This is a genomic window from Mycobacterium sp. (genome assembly GCF_049683935.1).
Taxonomy (GTDB): domain Bacteria; phylum Actinomycetota; class Actinomycetes; order Mycobacteriales; family Mycobacteriaceae; genus Mycobacterium.
Window position 1 is genome coordinate 1 of the sequence record NZ_JBAUJR010000317.1, and the last position, 16,906, is coordinate 16,906.

At 67.3% G+C, this 16,906-nt stretch carries 19 protein-coding genes and 1 pseudogene; 10 read left to right on the top strand and 10 right to left on the bottom strand.

Annotated features, from left to right (window positions below; all coding sequences use genetic code 11):
* Positions 1-18: 18 nt before the first annotated feature.
* Genes WA965_RS18690 through WA965_RS18700 form a run of 3 tightly spaced genes read left to right on the top strand, consistent with a single transcriptional unit; the run spans position 19 to position 3,624 of the window.
* Positions 19-2,307, top strand: coding sequence for an MMPL family transporter (locus WA965_RS18690; protein ID WP_526447919.1), 2,289 nt, complete (start codon positions 19-21; stop codon positions 2,305-2,307).
* Positions 2,304-3,011, top strand: a complete 708-nt coding sequence (locus WA965_RS18695) for a TetR/AcrR family transcriptional regulator (RefSeq protein WP_526300062.1) — start codon at positions 2,304-2,306, stop codon at positions 3,009-3,011. The genes WA965_RS18690 and WA965_RS18695 overlap by 4 nt, the downstream gene beginning before the upstream one ends.
* Positions 2,992-3,624 (top strand): class I SAM-dependent methyltransferase, encoded by a 633-nt coding sequence (locus WA965_RS18700; RefSeq protein WP_526300060.1) that lies wholly within the window; start codon positions 2,992-2,994, stop codon positions 3,622-3,624. The genes WA965_RS18695 and WA965_RS18700 overlap by 20 nt, the downstream gene beginning before the upstream one ends.
* Before the next feature lie 16 nt (positions 3,625-3,640).
* Here the strand turns inward: WA965_RS18700 and WA965_RS18705 are convergent, their stop codons facing one another.
* Complete coding sequence (locus WA965_RS18705) at positions 3,641-4,354, bottom strand: SIR2 family NAD-dependent protein deacylase (protein ID WP_526300058.1); 714 nt, start codon at positions 4,352-4,354, stop codon at positions 3,641-3,643.
* A gap of 36 nt (positions 4,355-4,390) precedes the next feature.
* Between WA965_RS18705 and WA965_RS18710 the strand changes: the two genes are divergently transcribed.
* Positions 4,391-4,756, top strand: coding sequence for an Rv1152 family transcriptional regulator (locus WA965_RS18710; RefSeq protein ID WP_526300056.1), 366 nt, complete (start codon positions 4,391-4,393; stop codon positions 4,754-4,756).
* 26 nt (positions 4,757-4,782) lie between these two features.
* On the opposite strand, the gene WA965_RS18715 is transcribed toward WA965_RS18710, so the two are convergent.
* The 3 genes from WA965_RS18715 to WA965_RS18725 are packed head-to-tail and all read right to left on the bottom strand — an operon-like array spanning position 4,783 to position 6,976.
* Positions 4,783-5,610 (bottom strand): class I SAM-dependent methyltransferase, encoded by an 828-nt coding sequence (locus tag WA965_RS18715; protein WP_526300054.1) that lies wholly within the window; start codon positions 5,608-5,610, stop codon positions 4,783-4,785.
* The gene (locus WA965_RS18720; RefSeq protein WP_526300052.1) at positions 5,607-6,149 is read right to left on the bottom strand and encodes a DUF1697 domain-containing protein; all 543 of its coding nucleotides are present in this window, start codon (positions 6,147-6,149) and stop codon (positions 5,607-5,609) included. Before WA965_RS18720 ends, WA965_RS18715 begins: the two co-directional genes overlap by 4 nt.
* Positions 6,149-6,976: a class I SAM-dependent methyltransferase gene (locus WA965_RS18725; protein ID WP_526300082.1), complete on the bottom strand. Its 828-nt coding sequence runs from the start codon at positions 6,974-6,976 to the stop codon at positions 6,149-6,151. The genes WA965_RS18720 and WA965_RS18725 overlap by 1 nt, the downstream gene beginning before the upstream one ends.
* Positions 6,977-7,019: 43 nt before the next feature.
* Between WA965_RS18725 and WA965_RS18730 the strand changes: the two genes are divergently transcribed.
* The 6 genes from WA965_RS18730 (at position 7,020) to WA965_RS18755 (ending at position 10,480) form a co-directional block, all read left to right on the top strand.
* Positions 7,020-7,463 (top strand): PPOX class F420-dependent oxidoreductase, encoded by a 444-nt coding sequence (locus WA965_RS18730; protein WP_526300050.1) that lies wholly within the window; start codon positions 7,020-7,022, stop codon positions 7,461-7,463.
* A 73-nt stretch (positions 7,464-7,536) separates the two neighbouring features.
* On the top strand, positions 7,537-7,680 hold the full coding sequence (locus tag WA965_RS18735) for a hypothetical protein (RefSeq protein WP_526300086.1): 144 nt from the start codon (positions 7,537-7,539) through the stop codon (positions 7,678-7,680).
* Positions 7,673-8,074, top strand: a complete 402-nt coding sequence (locus tag WA965_RS18740) for a nuclear transport factor 2 family protein (protein ID WP_526300048.1) — start codon at positions 7,673-7,675, stop codon at positions 8,072-8,074. Before WA965_RS18735 ends, WA965_RS18740 begins: the two co-directional genes overlap by 8 nt.
* Positions 8,071-9,456 carry a purine-cytosine permease family protein gene (locus WA965_RS18745; RefSeq protein WP_526300046.1) on the top strand — a complete coding sequence of 462 codons (1,386 nt, stop codon included), beginning with the start codon at positions 8,071-8,073 and terminating at the stop codon, positions 9,454-9,456. Before WA965_RS18740 ends, WA965_RS18745 begins: the two co-directional genes overlap by 4 nt.
* Before the next feature lie 7 nt (positions 9,457-9,463).
* Positions 9,464-10,111, top strand: coding sequence for a cyclase family protein (locus tag WA965_RS18750; protein ID WP_526300044.1), 648 nt, complete (start codon positions 9,464-9,466; stop codon positions 10,109-10,111).
* Positions 10,112-10,279: 168 nt separating this feature from the next.
* Complete coding sequence (locus tag WA965_RS18755) at positions 10,280-10,480, top strand: DUF5302 family protein (RefSeq protein WP_526300042.1); 201 nt, start codon at positions 10,280-10,282, stop codon at positions 10,478-10,480.
* Positions 10,481-10,566: 86 nt separating this feature from the next.
* On the opposite strand, the gene WA965_RS18760 is transcribed toward WA965_RS18755, so the two are convergent.
* The 6 genes and pseudogenes from WA965_RS18760 to WA965_RS18785 all read right to left on the bottom strand — a co-directional run bounded on the left by WA965_RS18760 (position 10,567) and on the right by WA965_RS18785 (position 16,856).
* Complete coding sequence (locus WA965_RS18760) at positions 10,567-12,198, bottom strand: monocarboxylic acid transporter (protein ID WP_526300040.1); 1,632 nt, start codon at positions 12,196-12,198, stop codon at positions 10,567-10,569.
* Entirely contained in the window at positions 12,195-12,551 is a 357-nt protein-coding gene (locus WA965_RS18765; protein ID WP_526300038.1) for a DUF485 domain-containing protein, read from the bottom strand. Before WA965_RS18765 ends, WA965_RS18760 begins: the two co-directional genes overlap by 4 nt.
* Before the next feature lie 158 nt (positions 12,552-12,709).
* Positions 12,710-14,451: pseudogene (locus tag WA965_RS18770) on the bottom strand (sodium/solute symporter).
* Positions 14,448-14,822: a DUF485 domain-containing protein gene (locus tag WA965_RS18775; RefSeq protein ID WP_178358012.1), complete on the bottom strand. Its 375-nt coding sequence runs from the start codon at positions 14,820-14,822 to the stop codon at positions 14,448-14,450. The pseudogene WA965_RS18770 and the gene WA965_RS18775 overlap by 4 nt, the downstream one beginning before the upstream one ends.
* Positions 14,815-15,633, bottom strand: a complete 819-nt coding sequence (locus WA965_RS18780) for a LytR/AlgR family response regulator transcription factor (protein WP_526300036.1) — start codon at positions 15,631-15,633, stop codon at positions 14,815-14,817. The genes WA965_RS18775 and WA965_RS18780 overlap by 8 nt, the downstream gene beginning before the upstream one ends.
* On the bottom strand, positions 15,633-16,856 hold the full coding sequence (locus WA965_RS18785; RefSeq protein WP_526300034.1) for a sensor histidine kinase: 1,224 nt from the start codon (positions 16,854-16,856) through the stop codon (positions 15,633-15,635). Before WA965_RS18785 ends, WA965_RS18780 begins: the two co-directional genes overlap by 1 nt.
* Between the last annotated feature and the right edge of the window lie 50 nt (positions 16,857-16,906).

Consider the following 16,906-nt stretch of genomic DNA (forward strand, 5'->3'; position numbering starts at 1 on the left):
GTCAGACGGGACTCCCAGGTGTTGCAACGCATCGCACTGTCGGCCATCGCGGCGCCACGCCGGATCCTTGTTGTCGCCCTGCTCGTGATGGTGGGCTGCGGCATCTTCGGGGTCCCGGTGACCCAGCATCTGTCCGCCGGCGGCTTCCAGGATCCGACCTCGGAGTCCGCCGAGGCCACGCAACTACTGGTCGACAACTTCGACCAGGGTGACATGGAGCTGCTGATCAGCGTCACCTCCGAGGGGGCCGACGGCGCCGAGGGCGGCGCAGCGCGCGCAGTCGGCACCGACATCGCCGCGAAGCTGGAGCAATCGCCCCACGTCGCGAGCGTCACGTCGGCCTGGACGGCGCCGCCCGCCGCCACCCCGGCGCTGATCAGCAGGGACGGTAAGACCGGCCTGATCGTCGCGGGCATCACCGGCGGGGAGAGCGCCGCTCAGAAGTACGCCAAAGAGCTGACCGACGAGCTCGTCCACGACCGCGACGGGGTTACGGTCAAGGCCGGCGGCGTCGTGATGGTCAATGTGCAGATCAACGCCCAGAGCGAAAAAGATCTGCTCACGATGGAAGCGATCGCGATCCCGCTGAGCTTCGTCGTTCTCGTCTGGGTGTTCGGCGGGCTGCTCGCCGCCGCGCTGCCGTTGGCGGTCGGCGCCTTCGCGATCCTCGGTTCGATGGCGGTGTTGCGTGGCGTCACGATGGTCACCGACGTCTCCATCTTCGCGCTCAACCTGTCCATCGCCATGGGCCTCGCGCTCGCGATCGACTACACCCTGCTGATCATCAGCAGATACCGCGACGAACTCGCCGACGGCGCAGACCGGGAGCGCGCGCTGGTGAGCACGATGGTGACGGCGGGCCGGACCGTGTTGTTCTCGGCGATGACGGTGGCCTTGTCGATGGTCGCGATGGTGCTGTTCCCGATGTACTTCCTGAAGTCGTTCGCGTACGCGGGCATCGCCGTGGTCGGGTTCGCGGCCGTGGCGGCCATCGTGGTGGCGCCCGCTGCGATCGTCCTCGCCGGCGACCGTCTCGACTCGCTCGATGTGCGCAGGCTGATCCGGCGCATCCTCGGCAGGCCCGAACCGGAGCCCAAGCCGATCGAGCAGATGTTCTGGTATCGATCGACAAAATTCGTGATGCGACGGTCGATTCCGATCGGGCTGACCGTGGTCGTGCTGTTGTTGCTGCTCGGTGCGCCATTCCTGGGCGCCAGGTGGGGATTCCCCGACGACCGGGTGCTGCCCACCTCGGCCTCGTCGCGTCAGATCGGCGACGCGCTGCGCACCGACTTCGAGGTCGACTCGTCCACGAACGTCACCGTCGTGCTGCCGAACACCGACGGAATCACCCCCGACGCGCTCGACGACTACGCCGCGGAACTGTCCAGGGTGGCCGACGTCACCTCGGTGTCCGCACCGGGCGGCACGTTCGTCGCGGGGGAGTTGACCGGTCCGCCGTCGGCTGCCACCGGCTTTGCCGACGGCAGCGCCTTCCTCACCGTCGCCAGCTCCGCGCCGCTGTTCACCGACGCCTCCGACGCCCAGCTCGACGGACTGGATGCGGTGCCACCGCCCGCCGGACAGCAGGTTCAGCTGACCGGTCTCGCGCAGATCAACCGGGACAGCGCCGACGCGATCACCTCCCGGCTCCCGATGGTTCTCGGTGTCATCGCGGCCATCACCTTCGTGCTTCTGTTCCTACTCACCGGGAGTGTGGTGCTTCCGCTGAAAGCCCTGGTGCTCAACGTCTTGTCGCTCAGTGCTGCGTTCGGGGCACTGGTCTGGATCTTCCAGGACGGCCATCTCGGCGCGCTGGGCACGACGCCGACCGGCACGCTGGTGGCCAACATGCCGGTACTGCTGTTCTGCATCGCCTTCGGGCTGTCGATGGACTACGAAGTGTTCCTCATCTCGCGGATCCGCGAGTACTGGCTGAAGTCCGGAAAGACGACCGCCGACAACGACGAGAGCGTGGCACTCGGTCTCGCCAGGACAGGTCGGGTGGTGACGGCGGCGGCGCTGGTGATGTCGATCTCGTTCGCGGCGCTGATCGCGGCCAAGGTGGCCTTCATGCGGATGTTCGGCGTCGGCCTGACCCTCGCGATCCTGGCTGACGCCACCCTGGTCCGGATGTTGCTGGTCCCGACGTTCATGCACCTGCTGGGACGCTGGAACTGGTGGGCGCCCAAGCCGTTGGTCAAGCTGCACGAACGGATCGGCTTCAGCGAACACGTGGCCGACGACGATCTGCCGGGGGCCACGACGACCGGGGATCGGGTCGGCGCGGGAAGGCATCGAGCGTGAGTGGCCAACGGCTGCGGCGGCACCGTGCCCCTCGCGGCTCGGGTGATCAACTGGGAGACGAGATCCTCGATGCGGCAACCGATCTGTTGTTGCATACCGGCGACGCCAAAGCGGTGTCGATCCGGTCGGTGGCTCACCGGGTCGGGGTGACGCCGCCCTCGATCTACTTGCACTTCGCCGACAAGGACGCACTGCTCGACGCCGTGTGCGCGCGGTACTTCGAGAAACTCGACGAGGAGATGCAGGGCGTCTCGGGCGCCCTCGGTGAGGGTGGTCAATCGGCCGTCGACGTGTTGCGGGCGCAGGGTCTGGCCTACGTACGCTTTGCCCTGAAAAACCCTGAGCTGTACCGCATCGCGTTGATGGGGGAGGGCAGTCCCGGCAGCGATGTCGACATGACGCTGAACACGTCGGCTTTTGTGCACATGCGCGCGTCGGTTCAGGCGCTGATCGACGAGGGGATCTATCCACCGGGGGACCCAACCACCTTGGCCCTGGAGTTGTGGACCGTCTCGCACGGCGTCGTGGCGCTGATGATCTCGCGGCCGTACCTCCCCTGGGCAGATGCCGAGGAGTTCGCCGAGCGAGTGTTGCGTGCGGTCTGCCTCGGGCAGATCGTGTCCGGGGCCATCCGGCCCCCCGATGCGCCGTCGGAGACGGTGAACTGGCTCAAGGAGGTGGTTGATGAGCGACGTCGTCGATAACCCGTTCTTCGCGCGACTGTGGACCGCGATGTCCACGCGCGAGCCCGAATCGCTGCGCCGGTTGCGGCGGGAGAACCTGGCCGGACTCTCGGGCAGGGTCCTGGAGGTCGGTGCGGGTACCGGGACCAACTTCGAGTTCTATCCCGGCACCGTCACCGAGGTCGTGGCCGTCGAACCCGAGCACCGACTCGCGGCGCTGGCCGAACGCGCGGCAGCCACCGCGTCCGTCCCGGTGACCGTCAGCACCCGCACCGTTGAACAATTCCGCGACGGCGGGCAGTTCGACGCCGTGGTGTGCTCACTGGTGCTGTGCTCGGTCGATGATCCCGAACAGGTTGTCGGACAATTGTTCTCGATGATCCGGCCCGGTGGGGAACTGCGCTACCTCGAGCACATCGCCGGTGTTGGTGCCCGGGCCCGGCTGCAGCGGTTCGCCGACGCCACCGTCTGGCCGAGACTGCTGGGCAACTGCCACACACACCGGCACACCGAGGAGACGATCACCGGCGGGGGTTTTCGGGTGGCCGGCGCCCGCCGCGAGTGGACCTTTCCGGCGTGGGTGCCGTTGCCGGTTGCCGAGTTCGCGATCGGCACGGCGGTCAAACCGGGATAAACGGGGTCCGGCGCGGTCAGCCAAGAAGAGCCGGCAGCCGCTGCAACAGCCCGGGCAGCGCGGTCGCCGCTGACTCGCGCAGCGTCACCGTCGCACTGCTCGACAGCGGCGTGGCCTCGGGATTGACCTCGATCACCGGGGTGCCGTTGGCGACGGCCATCTCAGGCAGGCCCGCCGCCGGATACACCACCGACGAAGTGCCGACGGCCACCACCAGGTCGGCATTGACCACCGCGTCGACCGAGCGCTGCCATGCGTCATCCGGCAGCGCTTCGCCGAACCACACCACGTCGGGCCGGATCAGCCCGCCGCATTCGCAGCGGGGCGGCTCCACCGACTCGACCGGTTCGGGCATCGCGGGTACTTCGCCGCGGTACGCGGATCGGCACCGGTCGCAATGGAATTCGAACAAGCTTCCGTGGACGTGATACACGTGATTGCTGCCGGCACGCTCGTGAAGATTGTCGACGTTCTGGGTCACGACGTGGACGTCGGCGTAGTCCTCCCAGGCGGCGACGGCGCGATGGGCATTGTTGGGTGCGACGGTGCGCATCATGTGGTGGCGCCACAGATACCAGGCCCATACCCGCTCCGGGTGGTCGTGCCACCCCTGAGCGCTGGAGATCTCATAGGGGTCGACCTCGGCCCACAGACCGGTCTCGACGTCGCGGAACGTCGGCACGCCGCTCTCGGCTGAAATGCCCGCCCCGCTGAATACCGTCACCTGCACCCCACCAAAATAGCTGCTGTGGGTGATACTGGGCACGTGGCCGATTTGGGGGATTGGGTACGCGTCGATCCGCACGGTGCCAGGCCGCTTTTCGACCAGCTCAGATCTCAGATCATCGAGGGCATCCGGGACGGGGAACTGGCCCCGGGCACCCGGCTACCGACGGTCCGTGAGCTGGCCGGTCAGATCAACCTGGCAGTCAATACCGTGGCGCGCGCGTACCGGGAGTTGGAAGCAGCGGGCATCCTCGAAACCAGAGGTCGCTTCGGCACTTTCGTGGCGCGGTCCGACCCGGCAGATGCCGCGATGGCAACAGCGGCCAACACGTTCGTGTCGGCGGCCCGGGCGCTGGGTGTCGACAAAGGTGAGGCGCTGCGTTACGTGGAGACAGCCTTCGGCTGAGCCGGAGGTCCGGCAGCTCCCGTTGGTCAGCCGAACTCGAGCAGCGTCGTCAGCGGCCGCACCGGGTCGAGCAGCGGGATCCGCTGAACCGTCCAGAGCAACGCGTTGAGCAGGCGCCCGCGGCCCTGTGGGGCGGGCAGGTCGTGGACCGCCCGCACTCCCGGAACCGTGTTGACCAGATCGGCCACCTCGGCGACCGACAACGTGAACGGCATGGGCGGCACCCGGTAGCGCAGAGATGTCCGCACGCCGCGCCGTACCAGGAAGGCGGACGCCGACGGCGGCAGGTCGAAGATCATCTGGCCGCCGGGGAACCGCGCCGCGCACTCGGTGATGAGTGCCATCGCCTCGTCGGGCTGCAGGTACATCAGCAATCCCTCGGCGGTGATGAACACACCGTGCTCGGGATCGACCTGGTCCATCCAGCTGAAGTCCAGTGCCGATTGTGCACACAACCGCACTCGCTCTGAGGACGGCAGGAGCTTGCGTCGCAGTTCGACCATCGGGGGGAGATCAACGGTCAGCCAGCGGAAGCGGCTCGTGTCGCCACCGGCGGCGTCGAGTCGATGGAAGCTCGTCTGCAGCCCCTCGGCGAGCGCGACGACGGTGGCCTCGGGATGGTCGACGAGGTAGCGGCGGGTGTACTTGTCGAACACCAACGCGCGCAACGCCATATCCTGTCGCCGGGTGAAACCGAACTTGGCGAAGTCGAAGTCGATCGAGTCGACGAGGTGAACCGCCATCGGGTCGTCGAGGATGGCGTCAGGTCTCCTGGCCTCGCTGGCGCGCACCAACAGCGTCATCAGAGCGGTCTCGGACACCCCGGTGAGGTCGACGGCGTGCTTTCCGGTCATCGGACATCCATCCCCGGCCCGCGCAGGACCTTGTCGATTGTGCGCAGGTTGCGCGTGGTGGTCGACGACTTGTAGCGCTTCTTACCCATCGTCTTGCCGATGGTGCTCTGCAGGGTCGACGAGCGCGGCACCTGCCAGTACACCACGCCGTCGCCGGGTTGAACCTTCTCGTCGGGGCGCGGCCCGTCGGCGAGCGCTGCGAGCTCGCGCAGCACGTCGTCGTCGCTGACGAACGTCACGTAGGAATGGTGGTCGTCGACCTCCCGCTCGAACGGGTACGCCTCGGAGATTGCGGCAAGCGCATCCACTGGGTAGACGAGTACCCAAGCGTCGTAACCGAATTCATCACGCAGCGCCTGCTCGGCCTGTTTTCTGACCGCAGCTGTCGCGGATCGGCTGTCGAGCAGGACATTGCCGCTGGCCAGTATCGTCGTCACATTCGTGAACCCGACCTGCTGCAGCGCCTCCGCCACAGCAGCCATCTTCAGGTTCACCCCGCCCACATTGACCCCGCGCAGGAACGCCGCGTAGCGCGTCATCAGCCGAACTCCAGCAGCGTGACGCTGGGCCGGATCCTGCGCATCACCCCGCGATCCAGCGGCGGCCACGAGGCGACCCTGAACCAGCCGCGGCCGGCGGGCAGTCGCACATCGTGGGCAACCTTCACCCCCGCGACACCGCCGGCCAGGGCGACACCTTCGTCGGCGCTCAGCGCAAACGGCATCGGGGGCGTCACGTAGCTCTTGGACAGTTTCAGGCCGCGCAGTGTCCGGTTGCTGAACCACCGCGGGATCGAATCGAACATCATTGCGCCGCCGGGGAATCGTTGCGCACACTCGCGGATCAGACCGAGCGCCTCCTCGGGTTGCAGGTACATCAGCAACCCTTCGGCGGTGATGAACACCCCGTGCGTCGCGTCCACGCGATCCATCCAGCGCAGGTCCAGTGCCGACTGGGCCAGCCCGACGATGTGGTCCTCTGCGGGCAGGAGTCGGGCTCGCAACTCCATGACGGCAGGAAGGTCGATCGAATACCACGTCGACCCGGCGAGGCCGCCGTGCCCGGCCAGTCGCCAGTAGCTGGTCTGAAGACCCTCGGCCAGGGCCACCACCGAGGCCTTCGGGTGAGCCGTCAGATAGTCGCGTGTCGCGGCGTCGAACGCTCTGGCCCGCAGGGCATGCACCTGTTGTGGCCTGCCGAACTTCGGGTAGTCGTAGTCGATGGCGTCGAAGAGGGTGATCGCCCACGGGTCGCGGATGACCCCGTCGGAGCGTTTGGCTTCGCCGGCACGGTTACGCAGGGTCCACAGCGTGGTGGCGGAGACGCCGTCGAGGATGCCGCCGTCGATCGAGGAGAATCGGACCATCTGTTCGATCATCCCAGACGCGCCGGAGTCGTAGGCTCGTGGCATGACGCGCGATGTCTTCGACGACAAGCTGCTGGCGGTGATCGCCGGCAACTCGTTGGGCGTGCTGGCCACCCTCAAGAGTGACGGGAGGCCGCAGCTGTCCAACGTCTCCTACCATTTCGACGCCCGCGCGCTGACCCTGTCGGTGTCGATCACCGAGCCCAGAGCCAAGACCCGCAATCTGCGTCGTGACCCGCGCGCCGCGTTGCACGTCAGTTCGGACGACGGCTGGGCCTACGCGGTTGCCGAAGGAGACGCGGTGCTGACCCCGCCGGCCGCCGAACCGGGCGACGACACCGTTGAGGGACTGATCGCGCTGTACCGCAACATTTCAGGGGAGCACCCGGACTGGGATGACTACCGCAGAGCGATGGTCGACGACCGGCGGGTCCTGATGACACTGCCCATCTCTCACGTCTACGGCATGCCGCCGGGGCGGCGCTGAGGGGTTCTCAGCGTGCCTCAATTCACCTGTTACTCAGGAGGTTCCACTCCAAGATGCCGGAACGATCACCCACGTGACCTCAGCGCCGGCTGACCGGCGGATCGTCGGCGCCGACGTCGTCGAGGTCGTCCAAGCGCAGCTGGCGGGCATCGCCGCCGTTCACGTCGCCTACGAACTGATCAGCGCAACAGCGCCGCGGGAGGGACACGATGCGTGAACCGGACATCGAGGAGGTGCGCCGCGCTGCGGCGGCCGCCGTCGACGCGTTCGCCGCCACCGACACCGACCGCTACTTCGCCTGTTTCGCGCCCGAAGCCACTTTCTGCTTCCACACCGAGCCTGCGCGCCTCAACGACCGCGCCGCCTACGAGCGGTTGTGGCACGACTGGATCACACACGGCTGGCGGGTGCGTTCCTGCGTATCGTCGCAGTCGCGCGTGCAGACCTTCCCGGGTGGGGCGGTGTTCACCCACGATGTCGCCACCTCCGTCGACACAGCCGACGGCCAGGACGACTACCGGGAGCGCGAGACCATCGTCTTCCGCGTCGACGGAGACCACCTGATCGCCGTCCACGAACACCTGTCGCCGGTCCCCGAGGAGTCAGCATGACCTCGCTCTACACTCGCCTCGACCGTCGCCTGGAAATACAGGCCGATAATGCAGGACCGCTGCGTGGCACCCTCTCGCTACCGCGCATCGGCATGATCTGGCTGGCCGCCAACCTGGTCGTGACCACCCTTCTGACCGGCACGCTGCTGATTCCCGCCGTCGACTACGGCACCGCCCTCGCCATGATCCTGTTGGGCACCCTCGGCGGTGCCATCGTGCTCACCCTGGTCGGCAATATCGGAACCCGCACGGGGCTACCGACGATGGCGCTGACCCGCGGCGCGTTCGGCATCCGCGGCAGTGTGCTGCCAGTGGCCGCGAACGTGGTGATCCTGATGGGGTGGAGTTGGGTGCAGGCGATGCTGGCCGGGGTGACGGTCAACTACCTCGTCGAAAGCCTTACCGGCTTCTCCAACCCGGCACTGTTCGCCGTCCTGTGCCAGACGATCGTTGTGCTGATCGCCATCCTCGGACACGAGGGCATCGCCCGGATCGAGCCGTGGCTGGCCGCGCTGATGTTGGTGATCATCGGCTACATCTTCATCGTCGCGTTCACCAGCTTCAGTCCGGCAGATTTCCAGGCGATCCCGATCGATGCGTCCATCGGCTACACGTCGGTGACGGTCCTGGACATCGTCATCGCCACCGCAATCTCGTGGACGGTGCTGTCGGCGGACTTCAACCGGCTGGCCCGCTCGAGCAAGGCCGGCATCATCGGTTCAGGCATCGGATACACCCTCTCGACGGTCATCGCGATGACCCTAGGCGCTACCGCGATCGGCTACGTCATCCTTCGCGGCGACGAGGCCGTCGCCTTCGACCCGGCCAACATCGTCGCCGCGTTCGGCCCACCACTGGCGATCGTGATCTTCCTGTCCGTCATGGCCACCAACACGATGGTCGTCTACGGCATGGTGCAGTCGGTGGTCAACGCCCGGCCCGGCAGCAGGCTGCGCTTCCTGCCCACCGTGCTGGTTCTCGGTGGCATCTCGATCATCGGCGCGACCTGGCTCGGGCTGCTGGGCCAGTTCACCGACTTCCTGGTGATGATCGGCGCGTTCTTCGTTCCCGTGTTCGCGATCATGATCGTCGATTACTACATCCTGAAGCGCGCGGCGTACACCGCCGACATTCTGCGCGGCAGCGGCGGGCGCTACTGGTATCTCGCCGGCGTCAACTGGATTGCCGTCGCGGTCTGGGTGGTCGGTGCGGTGATGTCGTATGTCTGGGCTTACGTCTGGCCCATTCCGATCGGCGCGACCATTCCGGCGTTCTTCCTGACGTTCGTCCTGTATCTGGTGGCCATGCTGCCCGGCCGCGCGCGACATCCCCGGGAAGCCGGCGCACACCTTGCCGTCCGGTCCGACGGAAAACAGGGGTGAGCGCGGCATGCGTGAACTGAGCCACCCGATCGCCGCCGGGATGCAGGTCTATCCCGGCGATCCCCCCGTTCGGGTGGAATCGGCCCTCGAACTCGCCCGCGACGGCGTGGATGTCGTAGCGCTGCATCTGGGTTCGCATACCGGAACACACCTGGACGCGCCGTCGCACACCATCGCTGGGGCGCGCACCACCGGAGGTATCGGACTTGACGAACTGGTCGGCGACGCGCTGGTGGTGCATCTCACCGGCTGCGCACCGCGCTCGACATACGGTCTCGCTGAGATCGAGGCGGCACTTCCGGTCGGCCTGCCCGCGCGGCTGCCACCGATCGTCGTCCTCGATACCGGGTGGGCCGCGCGGTTCGGGAAGGATGAGGCACTCGATCACCCGGCGCTGGACCCCGATGCCGCCATCGAGTTGCTGCGCCGCGGGATGCACGTGCTCGGCGTCGACACCCTCAGCCCGGACCCCACCACAGCGGCTGTCACCGACTTTCCGGTGCACCGCGTCGTCCTCGGTGCCGATGCGCTGATCGTCGAAAACCTCTGCCATTTAGACACTCTCAGCGCAAACTCGATCATCGGGTTCTTCCCGCTCCCAATCGATGCCGACGGGGCACCGGTTCGGGCCGTCGCGTTCGACGAGAGTCACTGATCGGCCCGCAGGGGTGCGGTGGCAGTAGTGGGTTTCTACGGGCGAGCGGGAGACCGGAGCAAGGCGGAGACCGAGCGGCGCGGCGACCGCCTCCCCGCAAGGCGAGGCTGCCTGATGAACGAACGCACTCATACTCGCGCGGTCGACGGCAACGGCTAGGCTGCGGTCATGGCATCCAAGGGGTCGGCGGAGTCCGCAGAGTCTTCAGAGTCCGCCGAGGACGACACCAAGCGCAAGTTCCGCGAGGCGCTCGAGCGCAAGAAGGCGAAGTCGGCTGAGGGCTCAGCGCACACCGACGGCGGCCCCAAGCAGCCACGCGCGCACGGCCCCGTCGAGAATCGTCGCGAGTTCCGCCGCAAGAGCGGCTGATCCGCACACCCCTCTGAGCGCCGGAATTGCATTCCAGCAGGCCGCTTCTCGCGATTCGCCTGCTGGAATGCAGTTCCGGCGGTCTATTAGTGGGCGACCGCCTTCTCGGCGCCGATCCCGGTGAGCGATCGCACCTCCATCTCGGCGGCGACCTTCGGATCCTCGTCGTCGGGTGAAGTCAACGTTCCGACGATGCCCAGGATGAAGGCCAGCGGGATGGAGACGATGCCCGGGTTGGCCAGCGGGAAGAAGGAGAAGTCGACGCCGGGGATCATCGCCGTCGGCGACCCCGACACCGCGGGGGAGAAGACGATCAGCACGATGGTCGAGATCAGACCGCCGTACATGCTCCACAACGCGCCACGGGTGTTGAACCGCCTCCAGTACAGCGAGTAGACGATCGTCGGCAGGTTCGCCGCCGCCGCGACCGCGAACGCGAGCGCCACCAGGAACGCGACGTTCTGGCCGTTGGCCAGGATGCCGAGGCCGATCGACAGCGCGCCGAGCACCACCGCGGTGATCCGCGAGACGCGCACCTGCTCGGCTTCGGTCACCTTGTGGCCCTTGCGCAGCGTGGCGTAGATGTCGTGCGCGAACGACGCGGACGCGGTGATGGTCAAACCGGCCACGACCGCCAGGATCGTCGCGAACGCCACCGCCGAGATGACACCCAGCAGGATCACGCCGCCGAGTTCGAACGCCAGCAACGGGGCTGCCGAGTTCACTCCGCCGGCCGCGCCGAGGATCCGGTCCGGACCGACCAGTGCCGCTGCCCCGTAACCCAGCACCAGGGTGAACAGGTAGAAGGCGCCGATGAGCGCGATGGCCCATACGACCGATCGCCTGGCTTCCTTGGCGGTGGGCACCGTGTAGAAGCGCATCAGCACGTGCGGCAGACCCGCGGTGCCGAGCACCAGGGCGATTGCCAGTGAGATGAAGTTGATCTGCGAGGTCAGCGAACCGCCGTACTGCGCGCCGGGCGCGAGCACGTCACGGTCGGCCACTCCGGCGGTGGTGGCGCCGCTGATCGCCGACTGCGCAGCGCCGAGGATCTCCGAGAAGTTCGCGCCGAACTTCGCGAACACCATGATCGTCATGATCCCCGCACCCGCGATCAGCAGAACGGCCTTGATGATCTGCACCCAGGTGGTGCCCTTCATGCCGCCGACCAGCACGTAGGTGATCATCAGCACGCCGACGACGGCGATGACGACAGACTGGCCTGTGCGGCTCTGGATGTTGAGCAGCAACGCCACCAGGCCACCCGCGCCGGCCATCTGGGCCAGCAGGTAGAACAGCGAGACCGTCAACGTGTTCGTCGCCGCGGCCAGGCGCACCGGCCGTTGCTTGAGCCGGAAGCTCAACACGTCGGCCATCGTGAATTTGCCTGTGTTGCGCAGCAATTCGGCTACGAGAAGCAGGGCGACCAACCAGGCGACCAGAAAGCCGATCGAGTACAGGAAGCCGTCGTAGCCGTACACCGCGATCGCGCCGGCGATGCCGAGGAAGCTGGCGGCAGACAGGTAGTCACCGGCGATCGCGATGCCGTTCTGAGTACCCGAGAAGCCGCGTCCGCCGGTGAAGAACTCAGCCGCGGTGGCGTTCTTCTTACTGGCACGGATCACCACCACCATGGTGACGATGACGAACAGGCTGAAAATGCCGATGTTGGCGACCGGGTTGCCGACCGCCTCGGATTGCGCAAGTAGCGTGGTCATTTGAGCAGCTCTTCCTCAAGTTCGGCGCGGATCTTGCTCGACCGCGGATCGAGTTCGCGGTTGGCGAACCGCACGTACAAGCCGGTGATCACGAAGGTGGAGAGGAACTGGCCCAACCCGATGAGCAGGCCGATGTTGATGTCCCCCCACACCCGCGTACCCATGAAGTCGCTGGCGAAGGCGCCCAGGGCGACGTAGAGGGCGTACCAGAGCAGGAAGATCGCCGTCATCGGGAACACGAAGCGGCGCAACCTACTTCGGAGTTCCTGGAACTCGGGACTGGCCTGGACTTCCAGATAGCGCTCACCGCTGATCGCTTCCGGGCGAATAATAGGCGAATCTGTCTCGGACACCTTGATCTCACGCTCCTGACTGAGTGAACCGGTACTGCGGTGAACCTAGTTGAGATGTGGGTCACATACCCAGGCCTGACGCAGGTCACACGCCGAGGCCGGGAGTGGCTGCGGTGAGCGGTCGGTCGTCGACGACGAACGGCGGAAGGTCGTCCGCCTCAGCCCCTGGGCAACCGCTCGATACCCATGCCCAGATTTTCGGGTACATGCATCCGGGCGAAGATCGGCGCGACGTCCACCGGGACCGCCGATCGGGTGAGGCGGCTGACGACGATCATCGTGGCGAAGGCCAGCGGGACGCTGACCGCCGCGGGATAGTCGATCAGCACGGCGGGCCATCCGCCCAGTGCTTCGTCGTTGATCCGCCCGCCACGGCGACGGTCACCGCTCCGCCGGACAACACGCCGCCCACGGCCAGGCCCCACATGGCGCCCACCGCCGTGAGCCCGCGCCACCAGATGCCGAGCACCAGCAGTGGGCACAGGGTCGATGCCGCTACCGCGAAGGCGAGACCGACGCTGCGGGACAACTCCATCTCGCCGGATGCGGCCAGCGCCAGTGGGATCGGGATCAGCCCGCCGATGACCGCCGCCACCCGGAAGTCGCGGACACGTCCGGGAAGCACGTCGGTGGCCAGTGCTCCTGCAAAACTGACCAGCAGACCGGACGAGGTCGCCAGGAACGCGGCGATGGCGCCGGCGGCGACAAGCGCAGCGAGCAACTGGCCGGCGGCCCCCGCGATCGCCGACGACGGTGCCAGCAGCACTGCCGCGTCGGCGGCCCCGGTGATCAACAACTGCGGAACGTAGAGCCGGGAGAAGACACCCAGCAGCGTGGGGAACAGATAGAACAGCGACAGCAGGGCGATCACGGCCAGAGCGGTGCGACGAGCGGCGCGCCCGTCGGGATTGGTGTAGAAGCGCACCAGCACATGGGGCAATCCCATGGTGCCCAGGAACGTCGCGACCATGATGGACAGGACCTGGTACAGCGGGTGGTGACCACCGAACCCACCTCCCGAGGCGATCCAGTCGCTACCTGCGGCCGGTGTGCCGGCCAGCACCGGTGTGGCTGCGCCCGCGGCCACGGTCAGCGTGCTGCCCGCGCCCAGTGTGTGCTCACCCGGGCGGCTGATGGTGGCCGCGTCGACGCGTCGATCGTCGAGGGTGCCCGTGACGGTGATCCCCGCGGGCTGGGCGACCTGCACGACGACGTCGGTCTCGATGGTCACCGTCGTCTCCTGCTGCACCGTCGGGGGCAACGGCCCTCCCAGATCGCCACTGCGGTCGGAGAGGAACAGACCCGCCAACGCCAGCGCAGGGATCGCCACCGCGGTCAGCTTGAGCCAGTACTGGAAAGCCTGCACGAACGTGATCGAGCGCATCCCTCCGGCAACGACGTTGGTGATCACGATGGCGCCGACGGCGAGCGGTCCCAGCCATACCGGAGTGCCCAGAAGGGTTTTCAACGCCAGACCGGCTCCCTGGTATTGCGGGACCAGGTAGAAGATGCAGATCACGACGACGACGAGCATCGCCACCTTGCGCAGGCGCGCGGAGCCGAGTCGGAACTCGGCGAAGTCCGGGACCGTGTAGGCCCCCGACCGTCGCAGCGGAGACGCGACGAACAGCAGCAGCCCGAGGTAGCCGGCGGTGAACCCGACCGGATACCACAGCGCGTCTGCGCCGTACTTGGCGATCAGTCCGGCTACGCCGAGAAATGATGCAGCCGAGAGGTATTCGCCGGATATGGCGGCGGCATTCCACTGCGGCCCCACCGAGCGCGACGCCACGAGGAAGTCGGACGTGGTGCGGGAGAACCGCACCCCGTAGACGCCGATCGCCACGGTGGCCAACGCCGCAGCGAGCAGCGCGGCGGCGGTCAGCGGGGACCCGGTCATGGCTCCGCGTCGACGACGCCGACGAAGTCACGCTCGGCCTGCTCAGCCAGTCGCACGTAGAACCACCCGATGCCGTACAGCAGCGGATACGCCAGGACCGCGAGAACGAGCCAGTTGAGCCGGATACCGAAGGCGGTGATCGCACCGAGGCCGGGAAAGGCCGCATTGAGCAACGGGATGGCTCCAATCAGGCACACCACGACCGCGGCCAGTCGCAGTGCCAGTCCCAACTGGGCCCGCACCAGGCCTCGCACGAGTGCGTCGCCGACCTGGGTCTGCTCCTGAACCTCGACCCGGGTGCGCACCAATCGGGCGCCGCGCCGGTGCGCGAGCACCACCCGTTGCCGTTGCGGCCGTTCGCCGCTAGTCATCGCCGCTGCCGGCAGGTCGCAGGCTGCGCATCGGATTGCGCACCACCCGGTCACGCAGTTCACGGGCCTGCCTGCGGCTGACGGGAAGCTCCACCGGCGGTGAGGCCCCGTTGGCCTTCAGTCGCACCAGGACCCCGCCGTCTGTGGTGCGCAGCCCGGTGACCAGCCGCAGCGCCACCAGGTACGAGCGGTGCACCCGCTGAAAACCGTGTTCACGCCAACGGGTTTCGAGAGTGCTGAGGGGTATGCGCACCAGATGGGAACCCGACGACGAGTGCAGTCGCGCGTAGTCGCCCTCCGCTTCGATCCAGCCGATGCTGTCGCGGGGCACCAGGTGGGTGACGCCCCCCAGTTCGGCGGGGACGACGTCGGACTCGGTTTCCCTGACGTCGGTGCCATCGGCAGGCGGAGCACCGGTGGTCGCCGTGGTCTGCGCCGTCACCACCCGCCGGATCGCCTCGTCGAGGCGGTGTTCCCGGATGGGTTTGAGCAGATAGTCCACGGCGCCCACATCAAACGCGGCGATCGCCTTGTCGTCGTGGGCCGTCACGAACACGATCGCGGGCGGTCGGGAGAAGTTGGTCAGCACCCCGGCCATCTCGATACCCGACAGCCCGGGCATGTTGATGTCGAGGAACACGGCGTCGATGGTGCGCGCGTTGAGTTCTCGCAGCGCCGACGTGGCGTCGCCGGCACGGAACACCTCGCCGATGTCGGGATGCCTGCCGAGCAGATAGGCCAGTTCGTCGAGTGCCGGGGCTTCGTCGTCGACGGCGAGCACGGTCAGCGAATGCTGCTGTGGCTTCGTCATCACCTGCCCACTCCGTACGCCCCTCCGCCGGCCCGCACACCCGACCGGAACTTCGGGACTCGCGTCACGACCTTGGTGCCCGCGCCGATCGCCGTTTCGACCACCAGACCGTAGTCGTTTCCGAACGCCGCCCGCAGGCGATGGTCCACATTGGTCAGGCCGACATGCGCGGAGTTCCCGTCGTCGACGGGCGCACCGTCGGTCAGTGCGTCGCTGGGACCGGTGCGCAGCGCGGCGGGATCCATTCCCACTCCGTCGTCCTCGACGGTGATGACACAGTCGGACCCCTCGTCACGGGCGACGAGGTCGATCGACCCGCCGCCGCGTCCGGCGAAGCCGTGCCGAACCGCGTTCTCCACCAGCGGTTGCAACGCCAGGAACGGCACGACGACGTTGAGCACCTCCGGGGCCACCTGCAGGGTGACCTTCAGCGCCGTGCCGAAGCGGGCACGTTCCAGATTGAGGTATCGGTCGATGTTGCGCAGCTCTTCGGCCAGCGTGGTGTACTGCCCGGCGGCGCGAAACGAATACCGGGTGAAGTCGGCGAACTCGAGGATGAGTTCGCGGGCGCGGTCCGGATCGGTGCGCACGAACGAGGCGATGGTGTTGAGCGCGTTGTAGATGAAGTGCGGGCTGATCTGTGCCCGCAGGGCCAGCACCTCGGCCCGGTCCAGTCGTGCGCGGGAGGCATCGAGTTCGGCCAACTCGAGTTGGCTGGCCGCATAGCGCGCGACTTCGCCGACAGCGCCCAGCATTCCGGGTGCGGGGGAGCGGGTGGTCACCACCACGAGCACACCGAGAAGGTCGCCACCTTCGGCGAGCAGTGGCTGTGCGACGACCGCGGAGGTCCTCACATGGGTGAGCACGCGGCGTTCTCCGGAGACCGACTGTGCCGCGGCGCCGTCGCAGGCGTCGAGCACGTGGCTTTCCCAGATCTCGTCTCCGGCGGGGTCGCGAGCGAGCAGTTGACCGTCGCCGTCGAACAGCGCCAGCCCGTCGGTCCCGGTGAGCCCGCGCAGGAACGGGGCGGCGGTCTCGGCGGAGTCGGTGTCGAGGCCCTGGCGCAGTGCCCGCGCGGCCAGCGATGCGGTGTGCAGCGCGGCGTGCACGGCGCGTTCGGTGGGGGTGGCTACCACCCGCCTGGTTCGGACGGCGAGCACCACGGCAGCCACGGCCGCCAGAATCAGCGCCGTCGTCAGTGCAATCGCGAGCTCGCCGGACATCTCACCTCGTCTGCAGTTGTGCCACCTTAAGCATGCGGCGTGGCCGAACT

Excerpts from the sequence above, each read along its gene's own strand:
- WA965_RS18715 (WP_526300054.1), bottom strand. The coding sequence starts at position 5,610 with ATGACCGGAAAGCACGCCGTCGACCTCACCGGGGTGTCCGAGACCGCT.
- WA965_RS18745 (WP_526300046.1), top strand. The coding sequence starts at position 8,071 with ATGACCTCGCTCTACACTCGCCTCGACCGTCGCCTGGAAATACAGGCC.
- WA965_RS18775 (WP_178358012.1), bottom strand. The coding sequence starts at position 14,822 with ATGACTAGCGGCGAACGGCCGCAACGGCAACGGGTGGTGCTCGCGCAC.
- WA965_RS18750 (WP_526300044.1), top strand. The coding sequence starts at position 9,464 with ATGCGTGAACTGAGCCACCCGATCGCCGCCGGGATGCAGGTCTATCCC.
- WA965_RS18755 (WP_526300042.1), top strand. The coding sequence starts at position 10,280 with ATGGCATCCAAGGGGTCGGCGGAGTCCGCAGAGTCTTCAGAGTCCGCC.
- WA965_RS18785 (WP_526300034.1), bottom strand. The coding sequence starts at position 16,856 with ATGTCCGGCGAGCTCGCGATTGCACTGACGACGGCGCTGATTCTGGCG.
- WA965_RS18725 (WP_526300082.1), bottom strand. The coding sequence starts at position 6,976 with ATGGTCCGATTCTCCTCGATCGACGGCGGCATCCTCGACGGCGTCTCC.
- WA965_RS18720 (WP_526300052.1), bottom strand. The coding sequence starts at position 6,149 with ATGACGCGCTACGCGGCGTTCCTGCGCGGGGTCAATGTGGGCGGGGTG.
- WA965_RS18730 (WP_526300050.1), top strand. The coding sequence starts at position 7,020 with ATGACGCGCGATGTCTTCGACGACAAGCTGCTGGCGGTGATCGCCGGC.
- WA965_RS18780 (WP_526300036.1), bottom strand. The coding sequence starts at position 15,633 with ATGACGAAGCCACAGCAGCATTCGCTGACCGTGCTCGCCGTCGACGAC.
- WA965_RS18740 (WP_526300048.1), top strand. The coding sequence starts at position 7,673 with ATGCGTGAACCGGACATCGAGGAGGTGCGCCGCGCTGCGGCGGCCGCC.
- WA965_RS18700 (WP_526300060.1), top strand. The coding sequence starts at position 2,992 with ATGAGCGACGTCGTCGATAACCCGTTCTTCGCGCGACTGTGGACCGCG.
- WA965_RS18760 (WP_526300040.1), bottom strand. The coding sequence starts at position 12,198 with ATGACCACGCTACTTGCGCAATCCGAGGCGGTCGGCAACCCGGTCGCC.